Genomic DNA, 18657 nt, shown 5'->3' with positions numbered 1-18657 from the left:
GCGGATCGGTCAGGGAACGGATCGGCCAGAAGCGGATCGGTCAGGAAACGGATCGGTCAGGACGACGAGAAAGCCCGGCCGCAGAGGTGATGGCGGCCGGGCTGTCGGACGGGGATCATGCGGCGCGGAGGCGGGCGAAGAGCGAGCGGTGCCGGCGCTCGGCATGCGGCGACCTGCGCGCCTGCCTCGCCAGCCGCTCCTCCGCGGCCACGGTGTGGAGCTCGCCGATCCGGCTCCGCATGATCTCGTAGTTGATTTCGGGGTTCATCCGGGTCTCCCGTGATGTCGTGTTTTTCCCTGACACTCTCTAGATTCGGGCTAAGGCCCGCCCCGCCACATCGGACGGATGCCCTATGTCCTGCCTGAGGTAGCGGCACAGGACGCCTAAGGCGGGGTGAGCGATGCCTAGGCATGCGGGGATCGGGAGGTAGGTGCGGGATGGCGGACGCGGGCGGCGTGCTCGGGGAGCTGGCGGAGCGCTTGTGGGAGTGGCGGATGGCGACCGCTCCCGACACCTCCGACGACATCACCAGGGTGGAGCGTCCGCCCGGCTGGGTCCCCGACTGGTCGGCCGCCGCGGTGGCTGCCAGGCGGGAGGCGTGGCGCGCCTTCGACGCCGAGCTGCGCGCGCTCGACCTGGCCGAAGCGCCCGTCGAGGTCAGGGTCGACGCCAGGCTGCTGGGCTCGGCGCTGGCCAGGGTGCGGTGGGAGCTGGACGTGCTGCGCTCGTGGCGGCGCAACCCCTGCTTCTACGTCGACCAGGCCCTGGTGGCCGTCTACAACCGGCTGCTGCCCCCGCCGCCGTTCACCGCCGAGCGGGCCGCCTCGATCGTCACGGTGCTGGGCGCGATCCCCTCGGTGCTCGCCCATGGCCGCGAGAACCTGGAGGGCCACGCCGCCGCGCCGTTCGCCCGCTCGGCGATGACGCTGCTCGACGGCGCGGGGACGGCCCTGCGCACCGCGATGTCGGCCCTCGCGCCGCTGCTGCCGTCCGACGAGGGGCTGGGAGAGGCGACGGAGGCGGCCGTGCGGGCGCTCGACGGCTTCGCCGCGTGGCTGGACGAGCGGATGCCGTCGTTCGCCGACGAGACGGCCGTCGGGCCCGAGGGGCTGGCCTTCTTCCTCCACAGGGTGGCGCTGCTGCCGTACGGGGCCGAGCGGCTGCGCGCCATGGGGCGCCAGGAATGGGACAGGGCGGTGGCGATGGAGGCGACGCTGCGGCACCGCCACCGCGACGCGCCCGACCCCGTCCTCCCGGCCGACGCCGCGGCCCTCGTCACCCGGGAGGCGGCCGACGAGCTCGCGCTGCGCGCCTTCTACGTGGACAGGGGACTGCTGGGCCAGCCCGCCACCCTGCGCCACTACCGCTTCGCCGAGATGCCCGCCTACCTGGCGCCTCTGGCGTGGCTCGGCGTCCCGCACGAGATCGGTGTCGAGTCGAGTCCCGACGCCGACGCCGTCAGGTATGTCGAGCCGCCCCGGCCGGGCCTGCCGTACTTCGAGCTGGCCGCCGCCCGCGACCCGCGCGCCCAGCTCGCCCACGAGGGCGTGCACGCCCAGCAGCTGGCGCTGTCGTGGCGGCACCCTGATCCCGTACGGCGCCGCTACTACGACTCGGCGGCCAACGAGGGCATCGCGTTCTACCACGAGGAGCTGATGCTGCAGTCGGGGCTGTTCGACGACGCCCCGCACAGCGCCGTGTTCGTGGCCAACGCCATGCGGTTGCGGGCGCTGCGCGTCGAGGTGGACATCGCCCTCGCGCTCGGCGACCTGACGCTGGACCAGGCGGCGGACGTGCTGGCCGAGGCGGTGCCGATGGACCGGGCGACGGCGTGGGAGGAGGCGGTGTTCTTCTCCGGCAACCCGGGACAGGGGCTGAGCTACCAGATCGGCAAGCTGCAGGTGCTCGACCTGCTGGCCACCGCGTCGCGCCGGCAGGGCGAGGCGTTCGACCTCGGCGCCTTCCACGACCGGCTCTGGCTGGAGGGCAACGTGCCGCTCGCCCTCCAGCGCTGGGAGCTGCTCGGCCTCACCGACCACCTCGAGGAGGCCGACCGCCTGGCGGAGCGGGGCTAGGAGGCGGCCGTCGAGGTCACCGTCACCTTGCTGAAGCCGAGCGACTTCAGCAGCCCCTCCAGCATCGCCTTGGTGTTGGCGTCGGCGCGGGTCCGCAGGTCGCTGGCGACCGCGGCCTCGGAGATCTTCTTCTCGGCCAGGACGTACAGCTCCTGCTGGTTGTCCGGCGACGACGACAGGAAGCCCTGCACCCTGTCGATCAGCCCGCGCTGGTGGGCGAAGACGTAGGAGCGCCTGTTGTCGAGGTTGGGCTTCTCCAGCTGGGCGGCGGGCAGGCGTACGGTGACCTCGGTGCGGTCGGCGTTGACGGTCACCGCGTCCTTGGCCAGCGACCCGAAGTCGACGTAGGCGTCGACGTTGCCGGCGCCGACGAACAGGGTGCGCGAGCCCTTGACCGCGTCGGGCAGGAACGGGGCGTCCTTCTCCAGGTCGACGACGACCTGGAAGGACCCGGTGGCCGCCTCGAACCTGGACAGATCGTGGATGGACTGCAGCAGCACCGGCTGGCTGCGGTCCACGGTCCGCTCGTCGAAGGGGTTGAGCCAGGTCCAGGCCAGCCGGGCGCCCACCACCACCAGGACCGCCAGCACCAGCAGTCCCGCCACGTATCGCCATCGCCTGCGCGTGGCCGCCGTCTGAACATTCATGCAGACACCACTGCCCTCATACAACCAGTGTCTACATGATCAACGCCAGCTCTGCGGTGACATCTCCGGACCCTGGCTCGCGCCGCTCGAGGTGGGATAGACCGGATAGCTCTGGCTGACGCTGGGGACGGGCGAGGCGAGCGCAGGCCCGCCGCCGAAGTGCCTGGCCGACAGCTGGCACGACTGGAAGTCGGTGTAGAACATGCGCAGCCACTCGCGGCGCTGGTGCTCGCTCAGGCCGGAGAACCACGCCGCGGCGTACTGGTGCTGCGGCAGCGGCCCGCCGGGCAGCGGCTCGCCGCGCAGCCACGCCGTCACGATCTCCCGGTAGCCGTCGGCGGTCGTGCCCGAGCAGTCGGCGGCCAGGCTCTCGACGAAGTCGTAGGCGGCCTGGTCGGCGAAGCCCGTCGACAGGTCGGGCACGTGGATCGGCACGATGCCCGTCGAGGCGCGCAGGCTCTCGCCCAGCGGCCGCTGCTCGACCCTGGTGAAGGCGGCGGGAGTGCCCGACAGCTTCGAAGCGATCTTGGTGAACGTGTCGCCCACCTCGGTCAGCCCGCCCCGCATGCCGGGGTGCAGGCACACCGTGATCGGCCACTCCTGGCAGCTGTAGACCAGGGGCAGCGCGCTGGCCGCCTTGGGCTCGGTCACCAGCCTGGCCACCCCGGTGCCGGCGGCGAGGACCGCCATCAGCGCGAAGGCCAGTACCAGGGCCTGCCTGGTCACCACCGCGGCCCAGCCGAGCAGCAGGGCCAGTGCGACGCCGAGCAGCCACAGCGTCTGGTCGAGGAAGGCGGCGGCGGCCAGGCCCTGGAACAGGTCGTACGGCTCGCCGGTGCCGGGAGCGAGCTTGTCGACCCACGTCTTGCCGTCGGCCAGCCAGGTGAACAGCGCGTAGCAGCCCAGCCCCGCCGCCAGTGGCGTCATCGCCCGCGGCACGAGCCAGCCGGCCACCCAGCCGATGACGGCGTAGAGCGCCAGCCCCGCCATGCCCATGCCCAGGCCCGCCAGGTTGAGCCGCCCGGCCTGCTCGGTCAGCACCGTCTTGACCGCCAGCACCAGCACGGTGGCCGCGAACGAGCCCACCACCACGACCACGATGGCCAGCGGCGCCTTCAGCGCGATCCATGTCGACACGGTCCTGCCGCGCAGCGCGCGCCGCTTGCGCACGGCCACCCACGCCGCGAACGCGGCCGCCACGGGACCGGTCAGCTTCAGCGACCCGATCACCGCGACCACGATGTTCTCCCACGCGTCGACGCCCGGGATCAGGACGCTCCAGGCGGCCACCAGGCCCAGCGCCAAGAGCACGGCCGTCGTGACGGCCGCGCTCTGCTTCAGTTCCTCGCGCGTGACGCCGGCGTGCTCACGCACGGCGAAACCCCCCGCTGAAATACATCAAGCACCCCCCGTGCCCCATCAGCGACCGCGGAACACCGGCTCATGGCCGTCCCCTGGGCTCCGCGTCACCGTTTCGTGCGAGAACCATAACTGAGCGTGATGATTAGCGCCCGGGTTCTTGGTCAAGCGGTGAATCTGGTTGCGCTGAGTAATCATACGAACCAGGACGAGGGCACGCTAACGTAACGGTGTGTCGCTCAACCTGCCGTTCGATCCGATCGAGCGCGCTGCTGAGACCTGGCGCGTTCACTTCGGGCCGTCCTCCGCCATGGCCGCGGTCACTTCGATCATGAGAGCGCACCAGATCCTGCTGTCGCAACTGGACTCGCTCCTCAAGCCGTATGACTTGACCTTCGCCAGATACGAAGCGCTCGTGTTGTTGACCTTCAGCAGAACCGGCGCCCTCCCGCTGTCCAAGATCGGTGAGCGCCTGATGGTGCATCCCACCAGCGTCACCAACACCGTCGATCGCCTGGAGAAGGCGGGTCTGGTCGTTCGTCTGCGCAATCCGCGCGACGGCCGCGGGGTCCTCGCCGAGATCACCGACAAGGGGAGGGAGATCGTGGCCGCCGCGACCGGCGACCTGATGAACGCTGACTTCGGCATGACCATGTACGGCGAGGACGAACTACGCGAGATGTTCGACCTGCTCCGCACGCTCAGGGTGGCCTCGGGCGACTTCGGCGGCTGAGGGTCGCGCCCGCCCGCGGCCGGTTGCGGGCTCCCGCGGCTCGGCCTCAGAGGGCCGCGCCCGGCCCGGCTCGTGGCGGGCTCCTGCGCCTTCAGTCACCAAGATGCGGCAAGATGAGGAGCATGGCGGACATCTCTCGGCCCGGATCGCTCTACGGAGCGGTGGATCTGGGCGCCAGGAAGCAGGCACTCGAGGCACAGGCCCGGCGGGAGGCCGCGGGTCCCCAGGCGGCTGCCTCGGTGGTCGACGTCACCGACGAGACGTTCACGACCGACGTCATCGACCGGTCGATGAGCGTGCCCGTCATCCTCGACCTGTGGTCTCCGCGCGCCCCCGGCAGCGCCCAGCTCACCCCCGTCCTGGAGAAGGTCGTCTCCGACTTCGGCGGCAGGGTCACGCTGGCCAAGGTCAACGTCGACACCAGCCCGCAGGTCGCCCAGGCGCTGCGCGTGCAGGCCGTGCCGACCGTGCTGGCCATCTTCCAGGGCCAGGCGGTGACCGGGTTCCAGCAGGTGCTGCCCGAGCCCGAGGTACGCCGCTGGCTCGACGAGCTGATGGGCGCGGTCGAGCAGTTCTACCAGGCCAACCCGGACGCCAGGCCGTCCGCCGTCGAGGACGGCGCTCCCGCGCCCGAGGCGGCGCCCCTCGACCCCGACCTCGCGGCCGCCGAGAAGGCCATCGACGAGGGCGACCTCGACGCGGCCGCCGACGCCTACGAGCGCCTGCTGGCCCGCTCGCCCGGCGACGAGGACGCCCGGATGGGCCTGGCCGGTGTGGGCCTCATCAAGCGCACCGCCGGGGTCGACCCCGCCGAGGTGCAGCGCCGCATGCAGGATCCCGCCGACATCGAGGCGCAGCTGCTCGCCGCCGACCTCGAGATGCTCGCGGGCAACGTCGACGAGGCCTTCAGCAGACTGGTCGGGGTGGTCAAGCGCACCTCGGGCGAGGAGCGCGACACCGTGCGCAAGCACCTGCTCGGTCTGTTCGAGGCGCTGCCCGGCGACGACCCGGCTCTGGTGAAAGGACGTAGGGCGCTTTCGAGCGCGCTGTTCTAGCCTGGAGCCATGCGGGTCGTCACCATTTCGGCGACATACGGCACGGCTGGGAGCGTCATCGGCCCGGCCGTCGCCGAGCGCCTTGGCGTCCCCTTCGTCGACCGGGCGATTCCCAGCGCCGTGGCCCAGGAGCTCGGCTGCTCCCTGGAAGAGGCGCTGGTCCACGACGACAGGGCGGAACACGGCCTCGGACGGCTGCTCTCAGGGGCGATGCGGCTGCCGACGGTCACCTTCGGGGGAGTCGACATGTACCTGCCGGGCTCGATGCCCCTGGCGCCTGAGGAGTTCGTCAACCGCACCGAACGCATGATCAAGGAGACGGCGCGGGCCACGGGCGGGGTGTTCCTCGGCCGTGCGGGCGCGCTGGTGCTGGCCGACCATCCGGGCGCCCTGCACGTGCGCCTCGACGCGCCGCTGCGCAGGCGGGTGCTGCAGACGGCGGCGCTCGCGGAGGTGTCCGAGCGCGAGGCGCGCAGGGTGGTCGAGGACAACGATCGGGCCAGGTCGGCATATGTCCGGCATTTCTACCGGGCCGACCCGGCCGATCCGCAGCACTACCAGCTCGTCATCGACAGCACCACGATCCCGGTGCGGGTCTGTGTCGAGCTCGTCGTCACGGCTGCTGAGGCGCTGTCCTGAGGCGAGGCTCCAGCGTGTGGTCGCGGCAGCCGCGCTCCGCGCTGACCGGGTTGCAGCGCGCGGTCGCGCCGCCGGGCAACTCGGCCACGTAGTCGCTGCCGTTGCGCGCCGACAGGCCGACGACGGGGAAGTCGGTGCTGATCATCTGGGCGCCGCTGTCGAGCGCCGCCTTCAGCCGGGTGGTGTCTCCCGACCTGGCCTCGGTGAACGGCACGTCCGAGCGGGTGCGGACGTAGTAGCCGCGCCGCACGAAGTCCTGGATCTGGGCGGTGTTGGCGCCCAGCGGGTCGTTCCAGCCGATGAAGGCGGCGTCGGGATGGCCCGGCCTGGAGTTGGTGAACAGCACCCTGCCCTCCAGGTTGGGGTGGCCGGTCAGGTAGGGCGTCTGGACGTCGGCCCCTGAGTTGTCCATGAAGAACATCACCTTGCCGCGCGCGGACTCCAGGCGCGGCCAGCCGTACTTCAGCACGCTCTGCTCCAGCGAGAGGCCGGGCCTGCGCAGGTCGTCGGCGGTGATGAGCCGGTCGTCGGAGAAGACGCCGCGGATCTCCGCGTCGAGGGCGTCGAGCAGGGCCGCGTCCCAGGTGGGGCTCTTGGCGCCGCCCATGGCCTCCTTGGCCGGGTCGGTGCGCTTGAGCTCGGTCAGGATGGTCAGCGGGACGTGGCCCGGGTTGGCGTCCGACCAGTCGCGCACCTGGCGCAGGCAGGCCACCAGCGTCGAGCAGTTGGTGGCGTAGTCGTGGTCGGCCCAGTGCAGCACCTTGAAGCCCGGCGCGGCCAGGCCCGGGTCCTGCAGCGGCGGCAGCCCGGCGTCCCTGCGCACCAGCGGCTTGGTGTAGAGGCCGCCCTGCGGGTCGGGGAAGACGTCGAGCTCGATCCCGCGCACCCGCTGCGTGCCGAACTGGTGCGGGATGGCCGGATGGGAGTACTGCAGGTTCCACCAGTTGGCGTCGGTCCTGCGCTGGACGTCCTTCTCGGCGTCGGTCAGCTCGCGGTGGTAGCTGTTGTGGGTGGCGATCGTCTGGATCTGGTTGATCCTGACGTCGGACCTGCCGGTGGTGCCGACGGCCGGTGCCGCCGAGGTGAGGACGGCCAGCGCGGTCGCGGCGAGCAGGGCGGTGAGGCGGGGCATGCGGCTCCTCGAGGGGTTCGTGGGGGCGCCTCCGACGGTCGCCGGAGGCGGTGAACACCCGATCAAGAAAGAGTTCTCCCTTTTCGGAAATGTCCGTAAACACGCCCGTAAAGGTGGCTGTCGAGAGGACTCGTGGGAGGTGGCACCATGGATGCATCCTTGGTCAGGCGCAAAGGAGCGATAGACGTGGCCACCGTCCCGAGCGTGTCCTACTCCATCACCGTGCGGCTCGAGGTGCCCGCCGGAGGCAAGGCGGTCAGCCAGCTGACCCACGCCGTAGAGTCGGCGGGTGGCGTGGTGACCGCGCTCGACGTCACCAACGCGGGTCATGAGAAGCTGCGCATCGACGTCACCTGCGCGGCCAGGGACACCGACCACGCCCAGCAGATCGTCGACCAGCTGGAGGCGGTCGAGGGCGTCGTCATCCACAAGGTCTCCGACCGCACCTTCCTCATGCACCTCGGCGGCAAGATCGAGATGAAGTCGAAGGTGCCGCTGCGCAACCGCGACGAGCTGTCCATGGCGTACACGCCGGGCGTCGCCCGCGTCTCCATGGCCATCGCCCGCAACCCCGAGGACGCCCGCCGCCTCACCATCAAGCGCAACAGCGTGGCGGTCGTCACCGACGGCTCGGCCGTGCTCGGCCTCGGCAACATCGGCCCCGCCGCCGCACTGCCCGTCATGGAGGGCAAGGCGGCGCTGTTCAAACGGTTCGCGGGCATCGACGCCTGGCCGATCTGCCTCGACACGCAGGACGTCGACGAGATCGTCTCCATCGTCCGCGCCATCGCGCCCGGCTTCGGCGGCATCAACCTGGAGGACATCTCCGCGCCGCGCTGCTTCGAGGTCGAGGCCCGCCTGCGCGACCTGCTCGACATCCCCGTCTTCCACGACGACCAGCACGGCACCGCCATCTGCGTGCTGGCCGCGCTGACCAACGCCCTGCGCGTCGTCGACAAGCGCCTCGAGGACGTGCGCATCACGATGGCGGGCGCGGGCGCCGCCGGCACCGCCGTCCTGCGCCTGCTGCTGGCCGCGGGCGCGCGCAACGTGGTCGTCTGCGACTATCTCGGCGCCGTCCACCAGGGCCGCGACGACCTCGACGACTCCCTGCGCTGGATCGCCGAGCACACCAACGCCGAGGGCTACTCCGGCGACCTGCGCGGCGCGGTCAAGGGCGCCGACGTCTTCGTGGGCGTGTCGGCTCCCGGCATCCTCAACGGCGACGACATCGCCACCATGGCCCCGAACGCGGTGGTGTTCGCCCTGGCCAACCCCGAGCCCGAGGTCTCGCCCGACGACGCGCGCGAGCACGCGGCCGTCGTGGCCACGGGGCGCTCCGACTACCCCAACCAGATCAACAACGTGCTGGCCTTTCCCGGCGTGTTCCGCGGCCTGCTCGACGCCCAGGCCAAGGAGGTCACCCAGCAGATGCTGCTGGCGGCGGCGGGCGCGCTGGCCGCGGTGGTGACGCCGGAGGAGCTCGGCCCCAACTACATCATCCCCAGCGTCTTCCACCCCGACGTCTCGACCGCCGTCGCCGCGGCCGTCCGCGAGTCGGCCGGTGGCCGGGCGCGCGGCTTCACCGAGGCCTGACCCGCGCGGCTCCCTTCGCGACAGTGGCCGCTCTCCTGGACCCGACTGGTCAGGGAGAGCGGCCACTGTCGCGTCGCGCGGCGGTCACTCCGTGGTGGGCTTCGGGCGCAGCACGGCGCTCACCAGGGCGCCCAGCACGACGAGCGCCGCGTTGACCAGAACGGCGGTCCGCACCCCGCCCAGCACGTCGGCCCCCGTCGCCATCGCCGCCGTGACGACCGCGCTCATGACCGGGATGCCCATCGTGATCCCCACCTGCTGCGTCATCGTGGCCAGGCCGGTGGCCAGGCCCTGCTCGGAGTCGGGCAGGCCCGAGGTGGCGGTCACCATGAAGCCGACGATCGCCAGCATGTTGCCGACACCGCCGATGAAGGTGGCCACCAGCAGCAGCCAGATCCACCCAGGCGAGGTGCCGAGCAGCGCCAGCGCGGCCGTCGCGGCGGCCTGGACGGCGAAGCCGGCGATCAGCGTGGCGCGGCTGCCGAGGCGGGCGATGACGCGGGAAGCGCCGACGCCGCCCACGACCGTGCCCAGGCCGAGCACGCCGAACGCGAGCCCCGTGGCCAGCGCCGAGTAACCGAGCACCTTCTGCAGGTAGAGCGTCATGAGGAAGACCAGCGACGTCTCGGTGGCGAAGGCGATCAGCCCGGCCAGGTTGCCCCACTTGACGCTCGGCCGCTTGAGGACGGCGACGGGCACGAGGGGTGCGACGGCCCTGCGTTCGGCGAACCAGAACGCCACCAGCAGCACCGCCCCGGCGGCGAGCGCGCCGAGCGCGACCGGCGCGGCGAAGCCGTACTCGCCGGCCTGGGTGAGGCCGAAGACCAGCGCGAGCAGCCCCGTGGTCACGGTCACCGCGCCGAGGACGTCCATCGCCGGCCGCCGCTCGTGTCGGCTCTCGGCCAGGACGGCGGGCGCCGCGACCAGGACGGCGAGCGCGACCGGCACGTTGACGAAGAAGGCCCACCGCCAGCTCAGCAGATCGGTCAGCAGGCCGCCCAGGACGGCGCCCGAGGTGAAGCCCGCCGACATCAGCGCGCCGTTCAGGCCGAGCGCCCGGTCGCGCAGGGATCCCTCAGGGAAGGAGGTGGTCAGCAGCGACAGGCCGGCGGGGGTCACGATCGCGGTGGCCAGGCCCTGGGCGACCCTGGCGACCAGCAGCATGCCGGGCGAGGTGGCCAGCCCGCCGGCCAGGGACGACACGCCGAGCAGCGCCATGCCGGCCAGGAAGAGCCGGCGCCTGCCGAACAGGTCCGCGATGCGGCCGAACAGCAGCGTGAAGCCGGCGGCGGCCAGGGCGAAGGCGGTGGCGATCCACTGCAGCTCCGACAGCGCGAAGTCCAGGCCCTGGCCGATGACGGGCAGGGCGACGTTCAGGATCGAGAAGTCGACGGCGAGCATGAACTGGGCGCCGAGCAGGAGGGTCAGGGTCAGTTTCTGCCGGCCCGTCATGGTGGTGGCGGGCGCGGACACGTCCAACGCGGTCATGGACAGCCCCTTAATGGGTCGCAAGTTCCTTTAAGATGAGACAGACAGTAGCACGATGGGAGGCTTTAATGGAACAGCAGACCCATTTGGCGGGAACGGTACGGCCCGGCGGCCGTACGGCGAGGGTGCGCGCCGCGGTGCTGGAGGCCACCCAGGATGAGCTGGTGGAGCGGGGCTTCCACGGACTGGCCATGGACCAGGTGGCGGCCCGGGCGGGCGTCGGCAAGACCACCGTCTACCGGCGCTGGGGCGGGCCGGCGGGGCTGGTGATCGACCTCATGACGGAGCTGGCCGACCAGTCGGCGCCGCACGCGGACACGGGGTCGGTGGAGGGCGACCTGATGGCGAACGCGACCGGCGTGCTGGGCGCGGTCACCGACGAGCGGCTGGGGGCGACACTGCAGGCCGTGATCGCGGCGGCCACCTGCGACGAGCAGGCGGAGGTCGCGTTGCGGGAGTTCTACCTGCGGCGGGTGCGGGAGTGGGCGGCGGTGGTCGACCTGGCCGTGGCCAGGGGGGAGCTGCCCGAGGGGACCGACGGGATGGACGTGGTGCGGGCGGTCTCGGCCCCGATCTACTACCGGCTGCTGGTCACCCGCGAGCCGGTGGACGAGCGGGTGGCCGAGCGGGCGGTCAGGGCGGCCCTCGCCGCCGCGAGGGCGGGCGCCTTCGTCCGGTGAGCTCCCGGCGCCCTACCGCTCGGGGTCCGGGTGGCGGCGGCGCGGCGTGAGAGTGGTGACCAGCGGCCCGTCGGGCGTCTGGCGCGGCCAGATGGAGCCGTACCACCACACGATCGCGCCCATCACCACCAGCCCGGCCCCGGTCGCCAGCTTGCCCAGCAGGTCCGCGGGCGGCCCGGTGTGCGGCAGGCGCCCGTCGCGGTCATGCCAGTTCGCCCAGCGGCCGTGGCCCCAGTCCTGTCCCCACCCCGCCAGGCGGCCGTCGTCGTCCCCGTCCGCGCCTGGCCCGTCGCCGCCCCACGCGCCGGGCCTGTCGTCGCCCCCGTTCGACCAGGGACCGTCGGCGCCCCAGCCGCCCAGGGGCTTGTCGCGGTCCCAGAGCCCCCCGGGCCCGTCGTCGTCGCCGAACAGCGCCCAGCGGGCCTGGCCCTGTTCGCCGCCGTGTTCGCCGCCCTGTCCGCGGCCCTGGTCGCCGTGCTGGGGGCAGCCGTTGAACAGGCGCCGCGTGTCGACCAGCTTGCCGTCCTGGCCGTCGGCGGTGTAGCTGACCTCGAGCCCCGCCGAACGGCCGCGCGGCACCGGCACGTAGACCGTCGTGCTCCTGTGCGGCCGCAGCGTGCCCTGCTCCACCAGCCGGTCGTCCTTCGCGACGGCGTACCCCGACGGGTGGTCGCTGGTGCTCCTCAGGACCACGGCGGCCATGTTCGTGTCGCAGGAGGTCCTGCGCAGCGACATGGTGAACGGCTCGCCCTCCTCCGCCTTCCACGCGGAGGCGGCCGACGGCAGCAGGAAGATCGCCCCGAGCGGTGCGGCCGCCACGAGAAGGGCGAGTCGGCGTCCGGCGGTCATGGCTCCTCCTGAGCACACGAGAAAGCGATCTTTGCTACCTACAGTGCCCATATGTATGCGCTCCGTAACATCGCGAACCTGGGGGCGCGAGATGCCGTGTACACCGGTCATGATGGAGGCATGGCGGAGGCGATCTACGTCGGCGGGCTGTTGGTGGCGACGCCACTGCTCGACGACCCCAACTTCCGGCGCAGCGTGGTGCTGATCCTCGAACACGACGTCGACGGCGGCACCCTCGGCGTCGTGCTGAACCGGCCGAGCGAGATCGCCGTCACCCAGGTGCTGCCGGTCTGGGACACCCTGGTGAGCGGGCCCGCCGTCCTGTTCGAGGGTGGTCCCGTGCAGACCGACAGCGCGCTTGCGCTGGCCGCGGTGCCCAGCGGGGAGGAGCCCCTGGGCTGGCGGCGGCTCCACGCCGGCACGCCGTCGGTGGCCAGGCTCGGCACCGTCGACCTGGACGCGCCGCCGGAGATCCTGGCGGGCGAGATCGCCCAGATGCGGATCTTCGCGGGCTACGCGGGCTGGACGTCGGGCCAGCTGGAGAGCGAGATCGCCGAAGGCGCGTGGTACGTCGTCGACTCGGAGGCGGGCGACACCTTCAACGCCGATCCCAGTGGCCTGTGGCGGACCGTTCTGCGCAGGCAGCGCGGCGAGCTGGCCTTCGTCGCCACCCACCCCGACGATCCGACCCTGAACTAGCCGCCCAGGTCCCAGCCGGGCCGGAAGCTCCGCTCGGCGAGGACGAGCGCCTCCTCCACGCGCTCGAACATCGCCGGCAGGTCGTTCTCGATCTCCTGGGGGCGCGGGCACTCGAAGCCGACGCGTACCGTCGCCATGGCGTAGGCGACGACCAGGTGGGGGAGCTGGTCGGTCTCGGCGTCGCGGCCCTGGCGCCTGGCGATCTCGACGGCCAGCCGCCGCTCGGTCTCGACCCCGCGGGCCACGCTCTTGCCCGCGAGTGCGGGGTTGGCCTGCATGAGCTGCCGCATCTTCAGGAACCTCGCGGTGTCCTCGGACGTTGCCCCGGTGAACTCGTGCAACATGACCCGCAGCGCCTGCAGGAGCGAGACGAAGGGGGGCTCATCACCGGGACGGCACGCGAGCGCCTCGCTGACGATCCCTTCGCTGTGGTCGTGGAACCACAGGACGACGTGCTCCTTGCTGGTGAAGTAGCGGAAGAACGTGCGAGCCGAGATCTCGACCGCACCCGCGATCTGCTCGACGGTGGTCGCCTCGTATCCTTGTTCGAGGAACAGGTCGACCGCCGCGTCGATGATCGCCAGGCGCGTCTTCTCCTTTTTACGTTCTCGTAGGCCCATGGCAACCTCCCTGTCACAGTGTGCCATAAGTCAGGTGCTGGCAAACAAAACCATTTGTCATTTGTCAGTCTGTGTCATAAATTGCTCGGGCTAACGATTCGTCCGTACTGAGGGGGCTCCCATGGCTCAAGCCAAGACGGTGGCGGCGCCGACGCCGTCAGAGGCGGAGGGAGGTGCGAAGGGCAGTCCATGGCTGACACTCCTGGCGGTGTCGCTGGGTGTGATCATGGTGATGCTCGACGGCACCGTGGTCGGCATCGCCAACCCGGTGATCGGCGCGGAACTGCGCGCGTCCCTGTCCGACCTGCAGTGGGTGACCAGCGGCTACCTGCTGGCGCTGGCGGTCTTCCTGATCACCGCGGGCAAGCTGGGTGACCTCTTCGGCCACAAGCGGATCTTCCTGATCGGTGTCGCGGGCTTCACCGTGACGTCCCTGGCGATCGGCTTCACCGGCTCGATCACCGCGCTGATCTTCTTCCGTGTGCTCCAGGGCCTGTTCGGCGCGCTGCTGCAGCCGGCCGCGCTCGCCCTGCTCCGCGGCGCCTTCCCGGGGCCGAAGCTGAACCAGGCGATGGGCGCGTGGGGTGCCATCATCGGCCTGTCCAGCGCGGCGGGCCCGATCGTGGGCGGCCTGCTGGTGGAGAACGTCAGCTGGCAGTCGGTGTTCTTCATCAACGGCCCCGTCGGCCTGCTGGCGCTGATCATGGGCGTGGTGATCATCAAGGAGAACAGGTCCCAGCTGATGTCGAAGGTCGACTGGCTGGGCGTGGTGCTGCTGTCCGGGGCGATGTTCGCGCTGGTCTGGTCGATCATCAAGGCTCCCGAGTGGGGCTGGGGCGACATCAAGACCATCGGCTTCCTGATCGGCTTCGCGGTGCTGGCGGGGCTGTTCATCGCGTGGCAGGCCATGGCGCGCCAGCCGCTGGTGCCGCTGTCGATCTTCAAGAACCCCTCGGTCTCCATCGGTGTCGGCCTGATGATGATGGTCGCCTTCGCGATGTTCGGCGCCATGTTCTTCCTGGGCTTCTTCTTCCAGGGCGTGCACGGCCTGACGCCGCTCGAGGCCGGCCTGCGGATGCTCCCGATGAGCGCCGGCATGATCATCGCCTCGCCGCTGGCGGGCATGGCGATCGGCAAGCTGGGTCCGAAGATCACGATGGCGGCCGGTCTGGTGATCACCGCTCTGGCGATGTTCCTGATGTCCCGCCTGGGTGTCGACGCCTCCTTCGTCGAGAGCGGCATCCCGTTCCTGGTGCTGGCCTTCGGCCTCTCCCCGGTCTTCGTCGGCGCCACCGAGATCATCGTGGGCAACGTCGAACCCCAGTACGCCGGTGTGGCCGGTGGCGTGCAGCAGTCGGCCATGCAGGTCGGCGGCGCGCTCGGCACCGCGATCCTCGGCGCGGTCATGGCCGGCGAGATCGCCGACAGGCTGCCCGGTTACCTCGGCCCGGTCGCCAAGGACATCCCGGCGGACAAGATGCACCTGCTGGAGCAGGCGGCCGCCTTCGGCACGGCACCCACCCAGGGCCTGCCGGACCAGGTCGCCCAGGTGATCACCAACGCCGTCCACAGCGCGTTCATGGACGGCATGCACCTGGCCTTCCTGGTGAGCACCTGCGTCGCCATCCTCACCGCGATCCTGGCGCTGTTCGTCAAGCGCGGCAGCCAGTCGACCGAGGGCGCGCCCGTCCACGTCGGCTGACGACACACCGTGCGCGAAAGCCCGGCTCCCGACCCCGAGCGGCGGGAGCCGGGCCTTTTCCTGGACGGGCCCCGGATCCGCATAGACTCGTTGGCGTGAGCACGAAGATCCTTCCTGAGCAGGAAACCACGCCGCGGCTCTCGCATGGCGACGGCGACCACGAGCGGTTCGCCCACTACGCCGACAAGCACAAGATCACCGAAAGCATGGTGACCGGCACGCCGATCCGCGCCCTGTGCGGCAAGGTATGGGTGCCCAGCCGCGACCCCAAGAAGTACCCCGTCTGCCCTGAATGCAAGGAAATCTATGGGGGTCTCCCCAAGGGCGGAGACGGGGATGACAACAAGCAGTAACAAGCAGTAACAAATAGTGAGTGTCGATCACGGGTGATCGCCCCACGGTGCAGCTAAGGTCGCGATGTTGACCAGCTCATGCCGTATCGGGGGATTGCATGGCTCGGCGCGTGTCTGCCGCTGCTCTGATGTGCCTGCTCGCTGTCGGGCACGTCGCCGTACCACCCGCGGAAGCCTCCGCGACCACACCTGAGGGCTGCCGGCCCGCCATACAGGACGCTCACGGGCATGCCGCGGGTGGCCGCGCCGAGCCCGACCACCACGAACCCGTCGATGACGTGCTCGCCGACCTTCAGGAGCGGCTGCGCGGGCGGTCGGCGGGCCCGGCGGCCTCGGTCACCGTGCCGCTGTGGGTGCACGTGCTGACCGACGGCAACCTGCGGCCCACCGACGAGGCGGTCGCCAGCCAGGTGGCCATCATCAACGCGGCCTACGCGGGCTCGTACGGCGGCGCCGACACCGGCATACGCTTCCGTCTCGACGGCGTGACCATCACGAACCGGCCGCAGTGGTTCGCCAACCCGCTGGCCAACGACACGGCGATCAAGACGGAGCTGCGCCGGGGCGGGTCCGACACGCTCAACCTGTACATCGGCCAGCTCACCCCCCTGATGCTCGGCTACTCGACCTATCCGTTCTGGTACCAGACCATGCCGCGCACCGACGGCGTCGTGGTCGACTGGCGCAGCCTGCCGGGCGGCTCGCTGGCCAACTTCAACGGCGGGCGCACCGCCGTCCACGAGATCGGGCACTGGCTCGGGCTGTTCCACACCTTCGAGAACGGCTGCACGGGGACCGGCGACGGAGTGGACGACACGCCGCCGCAGGCGCAGCCGACCGCGGGCTGCCCCGAGGGCAAGGACACCTGCGCCCAGCCGGGTCTCGACCCGATCCACAACTACATGGATTACAGCTACGACGGGTGCATGACGGAGTTCACCCAGGGACAGGCGGTCCGCATGCACGAGATGTGGGCGGCCTACCGGGCGCTGCGGTCGGAGGCGGCCTCGGCGGGCGCCCAGCTCGCCCCGGCGCAGGCCGGCTCCCAGACCATCACCCCGGCGCAGGCCGGCTCCCAGGCCGTCACCCCGGCCGGGACTGCCGCCCAGCCGGCCCCGGCTGCCACGGGCGCCCAGCAGCCTGCTCCGCCCGCAGTCGTGGGCCAGCAACCGGCGCCGGCCGCCGTGGAGCAGCAACCGGCCCCGGCCTCGGCGGGCTCCCCGCAGCCCGCCCCCGCTTCAGGGGGCCAGCAACCCGCACCGGCCGCCGCGGGATCCCAGGCGCCCGCCGCGGCTCCCTCGGGCCAGCAGCCCGCCCCTGCTTCCGCGGGCGCCCAACAGGGGGCTCCGGCTTCCGGGGGCGCCCAGCAGGGAGCCCAGCCCGGTACGGCGGCCGCGGGCGGCGCGCCTGCCGGCTCCCCGGCTCAGCCCGGCCCTGACTCCGAAGACTTCCCGATCGTGCCGGTCATGATGGACGTCCTGCCCGACGGGCCGATGGCGGGCAGGCCGGTGCGCATCAAGCCGAGGAAGGTCACCCCCGTCAGGGGCCGCTGAGGCGGCGACAAGGTGTGATTCCGGTGCAACTAGGATGTTGGGGTGACAGCACCGAAGAGTCTCGACACTCCATACGCACCTCCTCGTATCTTCGGTCCTGAGTACCGCACGGCGACCATCGGCATCCTGCTCTGCGTGACTCTCGTCGCCTTCGAGGGGATGTCCGTCGGCGTCGTGATGCCCGCGATCTCACGCGAGCTGGACGCCCTCGACCTGTACGGCATGAGCTTCTCCGCCTTCCTCATCGCGGGGCTGTTCGCCAACGTCGTGGCCGGGCTGTGGTCGGACCGCAAGGGCCACGCGCTGCCGTTCGTGGCCGGTGTCGCGCTCTTCGTCGTCGGCATGGCGCTGGCCGGCGCGGCGACCACCAAGGAGCTGTTCGTCCTGGCCAGGGTGGTGCAGGGGCTGGGTGGCGGCGCCGCCATCGTCGCCATCTACGTCATGATCGCCCGTGTCTACCCGCCGGAGGTCAGGCCCAGGGTCTTCGCGGGGCTCTCGGCCGCGTGGGTGGTGCCCGCGATGGTGGGCCCCGCGGTCGCGGGGCTGGTGGCAGACTCCGTCGGCTGGCGCTGGGTCTTCTACGGCATCTGCCCGCTGGTCGTGCCCGCGCTGGTCATGCTGCTGCCGGCGCTCAGGCAGAGCGTCCACGACGGCGCCGAGTCCGGCTCGGGCGCGGCGCTGCGGATCCTGTCGGCCGGGGCCACCGCGGCGGGCGCGGGAGTGCTGCTGTTCGGCGTCGACCAGATGCACAGGTCCGCCGTCATCGGCGCGCTGGCGACCCTGGGCGGCGCGGGCCTGCTGGCGTTCGGGCTGCCGAGGCTGCTGCCGCCGGGCGCGCTCAGGCTGGCCCGCGGACTGCCCACCACGATCATGCTGCGCGGCATGTACTCCGCGGCCTTCTTCGGCGTCAACTCCTTCATCCCGCTCGTCCTCACCCAGGTCCAGCACTTCGGCACCGCCCAGGCGGGCATCGCGCTCACCACGGGCGCTCTCGGCTGGTCGGCCGGCTCCTACCTGCAGAGCAAGCGCGCCTTCCCGCCGGAGAAGCTGCTGCGTACCGGCGCCGTGGCGGTCCTGCTCGGCGTGCTGGCCACGATGCTGACGGCGCTGCCCGCCTTCAGCGGCTGGATCGCCGTGCCCGCCTGGATCATGGCCGGCCTCGGCATGGGCATCTCCGTCACCACGGTCAGCGTGACCATGATGCGGCAGTCGCCGGAGGCCGAGCAGGGCAAGAACTCCGCGGCCCTGCAGGTCATGGACACCCTCGGCTCCGCACTGGCCATCGGCGTCGGCGGCGCGCTGATCAACCTGATCGGCCACGCGCCCGCCGAGATCAGCACCGGCTTCGTGGTGATCGCGCTCCTCATGGGCGCCGTCGCGCTGACGGCCCTGACCGTCGCCCCCAGGATCAGGGCCTGAACTCATTTCCCCCTCGCGCCCCAGCGATCACGAATCCGCTGATGGCCGCGCCAAGGA

General features: G+C 71.3%; 18 protein-coding genes. 11 read left to right on the top strand and 7 right to left on the bottom strand.

Annotated features, from left to right (window positions below; all coding sequences use genetic code 11):
• Nucleotides 1-115: 115 nt before the first annotated feature.
• Nucleotides 116-268, bottom strand: a complete 153-nt coding sequence (locus tag ACWDLG_RS30740; protein ID WP_354917317.1) for a hypothetical protein — start codon at nucleotides 266-268, stop codon at nucleotides 116-118.
• A gap of 170 nt (nucleotides 269-438) precedes the next feature.
• Here ACWDLG_RS30740 and ACWDLG_RS30735 point away from each other — a divergent pair, with 170 nt between their 5' ends.
• On the top strand, nucleotides 439-2076 hold the full coding sequence (locus ACWDLG_RS30735; protein ID WP_449926583.1) for a DUF885 family protein: 1638 nt from the start codon (nucleotides 439-441) through the stop codon (nucleotides 2074-2076).
• Here the strand turns inward: ACWDLG_RS30735 and ACWDLG_RS30730 are convergent.
• Both ACWDLG_RS30730 and ACWDLG_RS30725 read right to left on the bottom strand, forming a co-directional pair.
• A complete protein-coding gene (locus ACWDLG_RS30730; RefSeq protein ID WP_449926580.1) occupies nucleotides 2073-2723 on the bottom strand; it encodes a DUF4230 domain-containing protein in 651 nt (216 codons plus the stop codon). The two genes, ACWDLG_RS30735 and ACWDLG_RS30730, sit on opposite strands and share 4 nt — an antisense overlap.
• 39 nt (nucleotides 2724-2762) lie before the next feature.
• On the bottom strand, nucleotides 2763-4097 hold the full coding sequence (locus ACWDLG_RS30725) for a hypothetical protein (protein WP_449926577.1): 1335 nt from the start codon (nucleotides 4095-4097) through the stop codon (nucleotides 2763-2765).
• A 217-nt stretch (nucleotides 4098-4314) separates the two neighbouring features.
• On the opposite strand from ACWDLG_RS30725, the gene ACWDLG_RS30720 reads away from it, so the two are divergent.
• The 3 genes from ACWDLG_RS30720 to ACWDLG_RS30710 all read left to right on the top strand — a co-directional run bounded on the left by ACWDLG_RS30720 (nucleotide 4315) and on the right by ACWDLG_RS30710 (nucleotide 6509).
• Nucleotides 4315-4815, top strand: coding sequence for a MarR family winged helix-turn-helix transcriptional regulator (locus ACWDLG_RS30720; RefSeq protein ID WP_354917329.1), 501 nt, complete (start codon nucleotides 4315-4317; stop codon nucleotides 4813-4815).
• A gap of 122 nt (nucleotides 4816-4937) precedes the next feature.
• Nucleotides 4938-5870 (top strand): tetratricopeptide repeat protein, encoded by a 933-nt coding sequence (locus ACWDLG_RS30715; protein ID WP_449926573.1) that lies wholly within the window; start codon nucleotides 4938-4940, stop codon nucleotides 5868-5870.
• Nucleotides 5871-5879: 9 nt separating this feature from the next.
• Complete coding sequence (locus ACWDLG_RS30710; protein ID WP_449926570.1) at nucleotides 5880-6509, top strand: cytidylate kinase-like family protein; 630 nt, start codon at nucleotides 5880-5882, stop codon at nucleotides 6507-6509.
• On the opposite strand, the gene ACWDLG_RS30705 is transcribed toward ACWDLG_RS30710, so the two are convergent.
• The gene (locus tag ACWDLG_RS30705; protein WP_449926567.1) at nucleotides 6484-7641 is read right to left on the bottom strand and encodes a phosphatidylinositol-specific phospholipase C1-like protein; all 1158 of its coding nucleotides are present in this window, start codon (nucleotides 7639-7641) and stop codon (nucleotides 6484-6486) included. The two genes, ACWDLG_RS30710 and ACWDLG_RS30705, sit on opposite strands and share 26 nt — an antisense overlap.
• Before the next feature lie 186 nt (nucleotides 7642-7827).
• Here ACWDLG_RS30705 and ACWDLG_RS30700 point away from each other — a divergent pair, with 186 nt between their 5' ends.
• Nucleotides 7828-9237 carry a malic enzyme-like NAD(P)-binding protein gene (locus tag ACWDLG_RS30700; protein WP_449927074.1) on the top strand — a complete coding sequence of 470 codons (1410 nt, stop codon included), beginning with the start codon at nucleotides 7828-7830 and terminating at the stop codon, nucleotides 9235-9237.
• 84 nt (nucleotides 9238-9321) lie between these two features.
• On the opposite strand, the gene ACWDLG_RS30695 is transcribed toward ACWDLG_RS30700, so the two are convergent.
• Nucleotides 9322-10725, bottom strand: coding sequence for an MFS transporter (locus ACWDLG_RS30695; RefSeq protein WP_449926565.1), 1404 nt, complete (start codon nucleotides 10723-10725; stop codon nucleotides 9322-9324).
• Between the two features lie 68 nt (nucleotides 10726-10793).
• On the opposite strand from ACWDLG_RS30695, the gene ACWDLG_RS30690 reads away from it, so the two are divergent.
• Nucleotides 10794-11405, top strand: a complete 612-nt coding sequence (locus ACWDLG_RS30690; protein ID WP_449926562.1) for a TetR/AcrR family transcriptional regulator — start codon at nucleotides 10794-10796, stop codon at nucleotides 11403-11405.
• Between the two features lie 12 nt (nucleotides 11406-11417).
• On the opposite strand, the gene ACWDLG_RS30685 is transcribed toward ACWDLG_RS30690, so the two are convergent.
• A complete protein-coding gene (locus ACWDLG_RS30685; protein ID WP_449926559.1) occupies nucleotides 11418-12254 on the bottom strand; it encodes a hypothetical protein in 837 nt (278 codons plus the stop codon).
• 120 nt (nucleotides 12255-12374) lie between these two features.
• Here ACWDLG_RS30685 and ACWDLG_RS30680 point away from each other — a divergent pair, with 120 nt between their 5' ends.
• Complete coding sequence (locus ACWDLG_RS30680) at nucleotides 12375-12953, top strand: YqgE/AlgH family protein (RefSeq protein WP_449926556.1); 579 nt, start codon at nucleotides 12375-12377, stop codon at nucleotides 12951-12953.
• On the opposite strand, the gene ACWDLG_RS30675 is transcribed toward ACWDLG_RS30680, so the two are convergent.
• Nucleotides 12950-13573, bottom strand: a complete 624-nt coding sequence (locus ACWDLG_RS30675; RefSeq protein WP_449926554.1) for a TetR family transcriptional regulator — start codon at nucleotides 13571-13573, stop codon at nucleotides 12950-12952. The two genes, ACWDLG_RS30680 and ACWDLG_RS30675, sit on opposite strands and share 4 nt — an antisense overlap.
• Nucleotides 13574-13694: 121 nt before the next feature.
• On the opposite strand from ACWDLG_RS30675, the gene ACWDLG_RS30670 reads away from it, so the two are divergent.
• From ACWDLG_RS30670 to ACWDLG_RS30655, 4 genes are all read left to right on the top strand, one after another.
• A complete protein-coding gene (locus tag ACWDLG_RS30670) occupies nucleotides 13695-15275 on the top strand; it encodes an MFS transporter (protein WP_449926551.1) in 1581 nt (526 codons plus the stop codon).
• A 95-nt stretch (nucleotides 15276-15370) separates the two neighbouring features.
• Nucleotides 15371-15628, top strand: a complete 258-nt coding sequence (locus ACWDLG_RS30665; RefSeq protein ID WP_354917359.1) for a DUF3039 domain-containing protein — start codon at nucleotides 15371-15373, stop codon at nucleotides 15626-15628.
• Between the two features lie 110 nt (nucleotides 15629-15738).
• Complete coding sequence (locus ACWDLG_RS30660; RefSeq protein ID WP_449926547.1) at nucleotides 15739-17181, top strand: M43 family zinc metalloprotease; 1443 nt, start codon at nucleotides 15739-15741, stop codon at nucleotides 17179-17181.
• 135 nt (nucleotides 17182-17316) lie between these two features.
• A complete protein-coding gene (locus ACWDLG_RS30655) occupies nucleotides 17317-18600 on the top strand; it encodes an MFS transporter (protein ID WP_449926544.1) in 1284 nt (427 codons plus the stop codon).
• Nucleotides 18601-18657 lie beyond the last annotated feature (57 nt).

It is taken from the genome of Nonomuraea sp. NPDC003727, from assembly GCF_053586935.1.
This window is presented reverse-complemented; position numbering and strand designations above follow the sequence as displayed.

Coding starts and splice junctions, on each gene's coding strand:
- ACWDLG_RS30685 (WP_449926559.1), bottom strand. CDS start 12,254: ATGACCGCCGGACGCCGACTCGCCCTTCTCGTGGCGGCCGCACCGCTC.
- ACWDLG_RS30690 (WP_449926562.1), top strand. CDS start 10,794: ATGGAACAGCAGACCCATTTGGCGGGAACGGTACGGCCCGGCGGCCGT.
- ACWDLG_RS30735 (WP_449926583.1), top strand. CDS start 439: ATGGCGGACGCGGGCGGCGTGCTCGGGGAGCTGGCGGAGCGCTTGTGG.
- ACWDLG_RS30730 (WP_449926580.1), bottom strand. CDS start 2,723: ATGAATGTTCAGACGGCGGCCACGCGCAGGCGATGGCGATACGTGGCG.
- ACWDLG_RS30675 (WP_449926554.1), bottom strand. CDS start 13,573: ATGGGCCTACGAGAACGTAAAAAGGAGAAGACGCGCCTGGCGATCATC.
- ACWDLG_RS30715 (WP_449926573.1), top strand. CDS start 4,938: ATGGCGGACATCTCTCGGCCCGGATCGCTCTACGGAGCGGTGGATCTG.
- ACWDLG_RS30680 (WP_449926556.1), top strand. CDS start 12,375: ATGGCGGAGGCGATCTACGTCGGCGGGCTGTTGGTGGCGACGCCACTG.
- ACWDLG_RS30710 (WP_449926570.1), top strand. CDS start 5,880: ATGCGGGTCGTCACCATTTCGGCGACATACGGCACGGCTGGGAGCGTC.
- ACWDLG_RS30695 (WP_449926565.1), bottom strand. CDS start 10,725: ATGACCGCGTTGGACGTGTCCGCGCCCGCCACCACCATGACGGGCCGG.
- ACWDLG_RS30670 (WP_449926551.1), top strand. CDS start 13,695: ATGGCTCAAGCCAAGACGGTGGCGGCGCCGACGCCGTCAGAGGCGGAG.
- ACWDLG_RS30705 (WP_449926567.1), bottom strand. CDS start 7,641: ATGCCCCGCCTCACCGCCCTGCTCGCCGCGACCGCGCTGGCCGTCCTC.
- ACWDLG_RS30740 (WP_354917317.1), bottom strand. CDS start 268: ATGAACCCCGAAATCAACTACGAGATCATGCGGAGCCGGATCGGCGAG.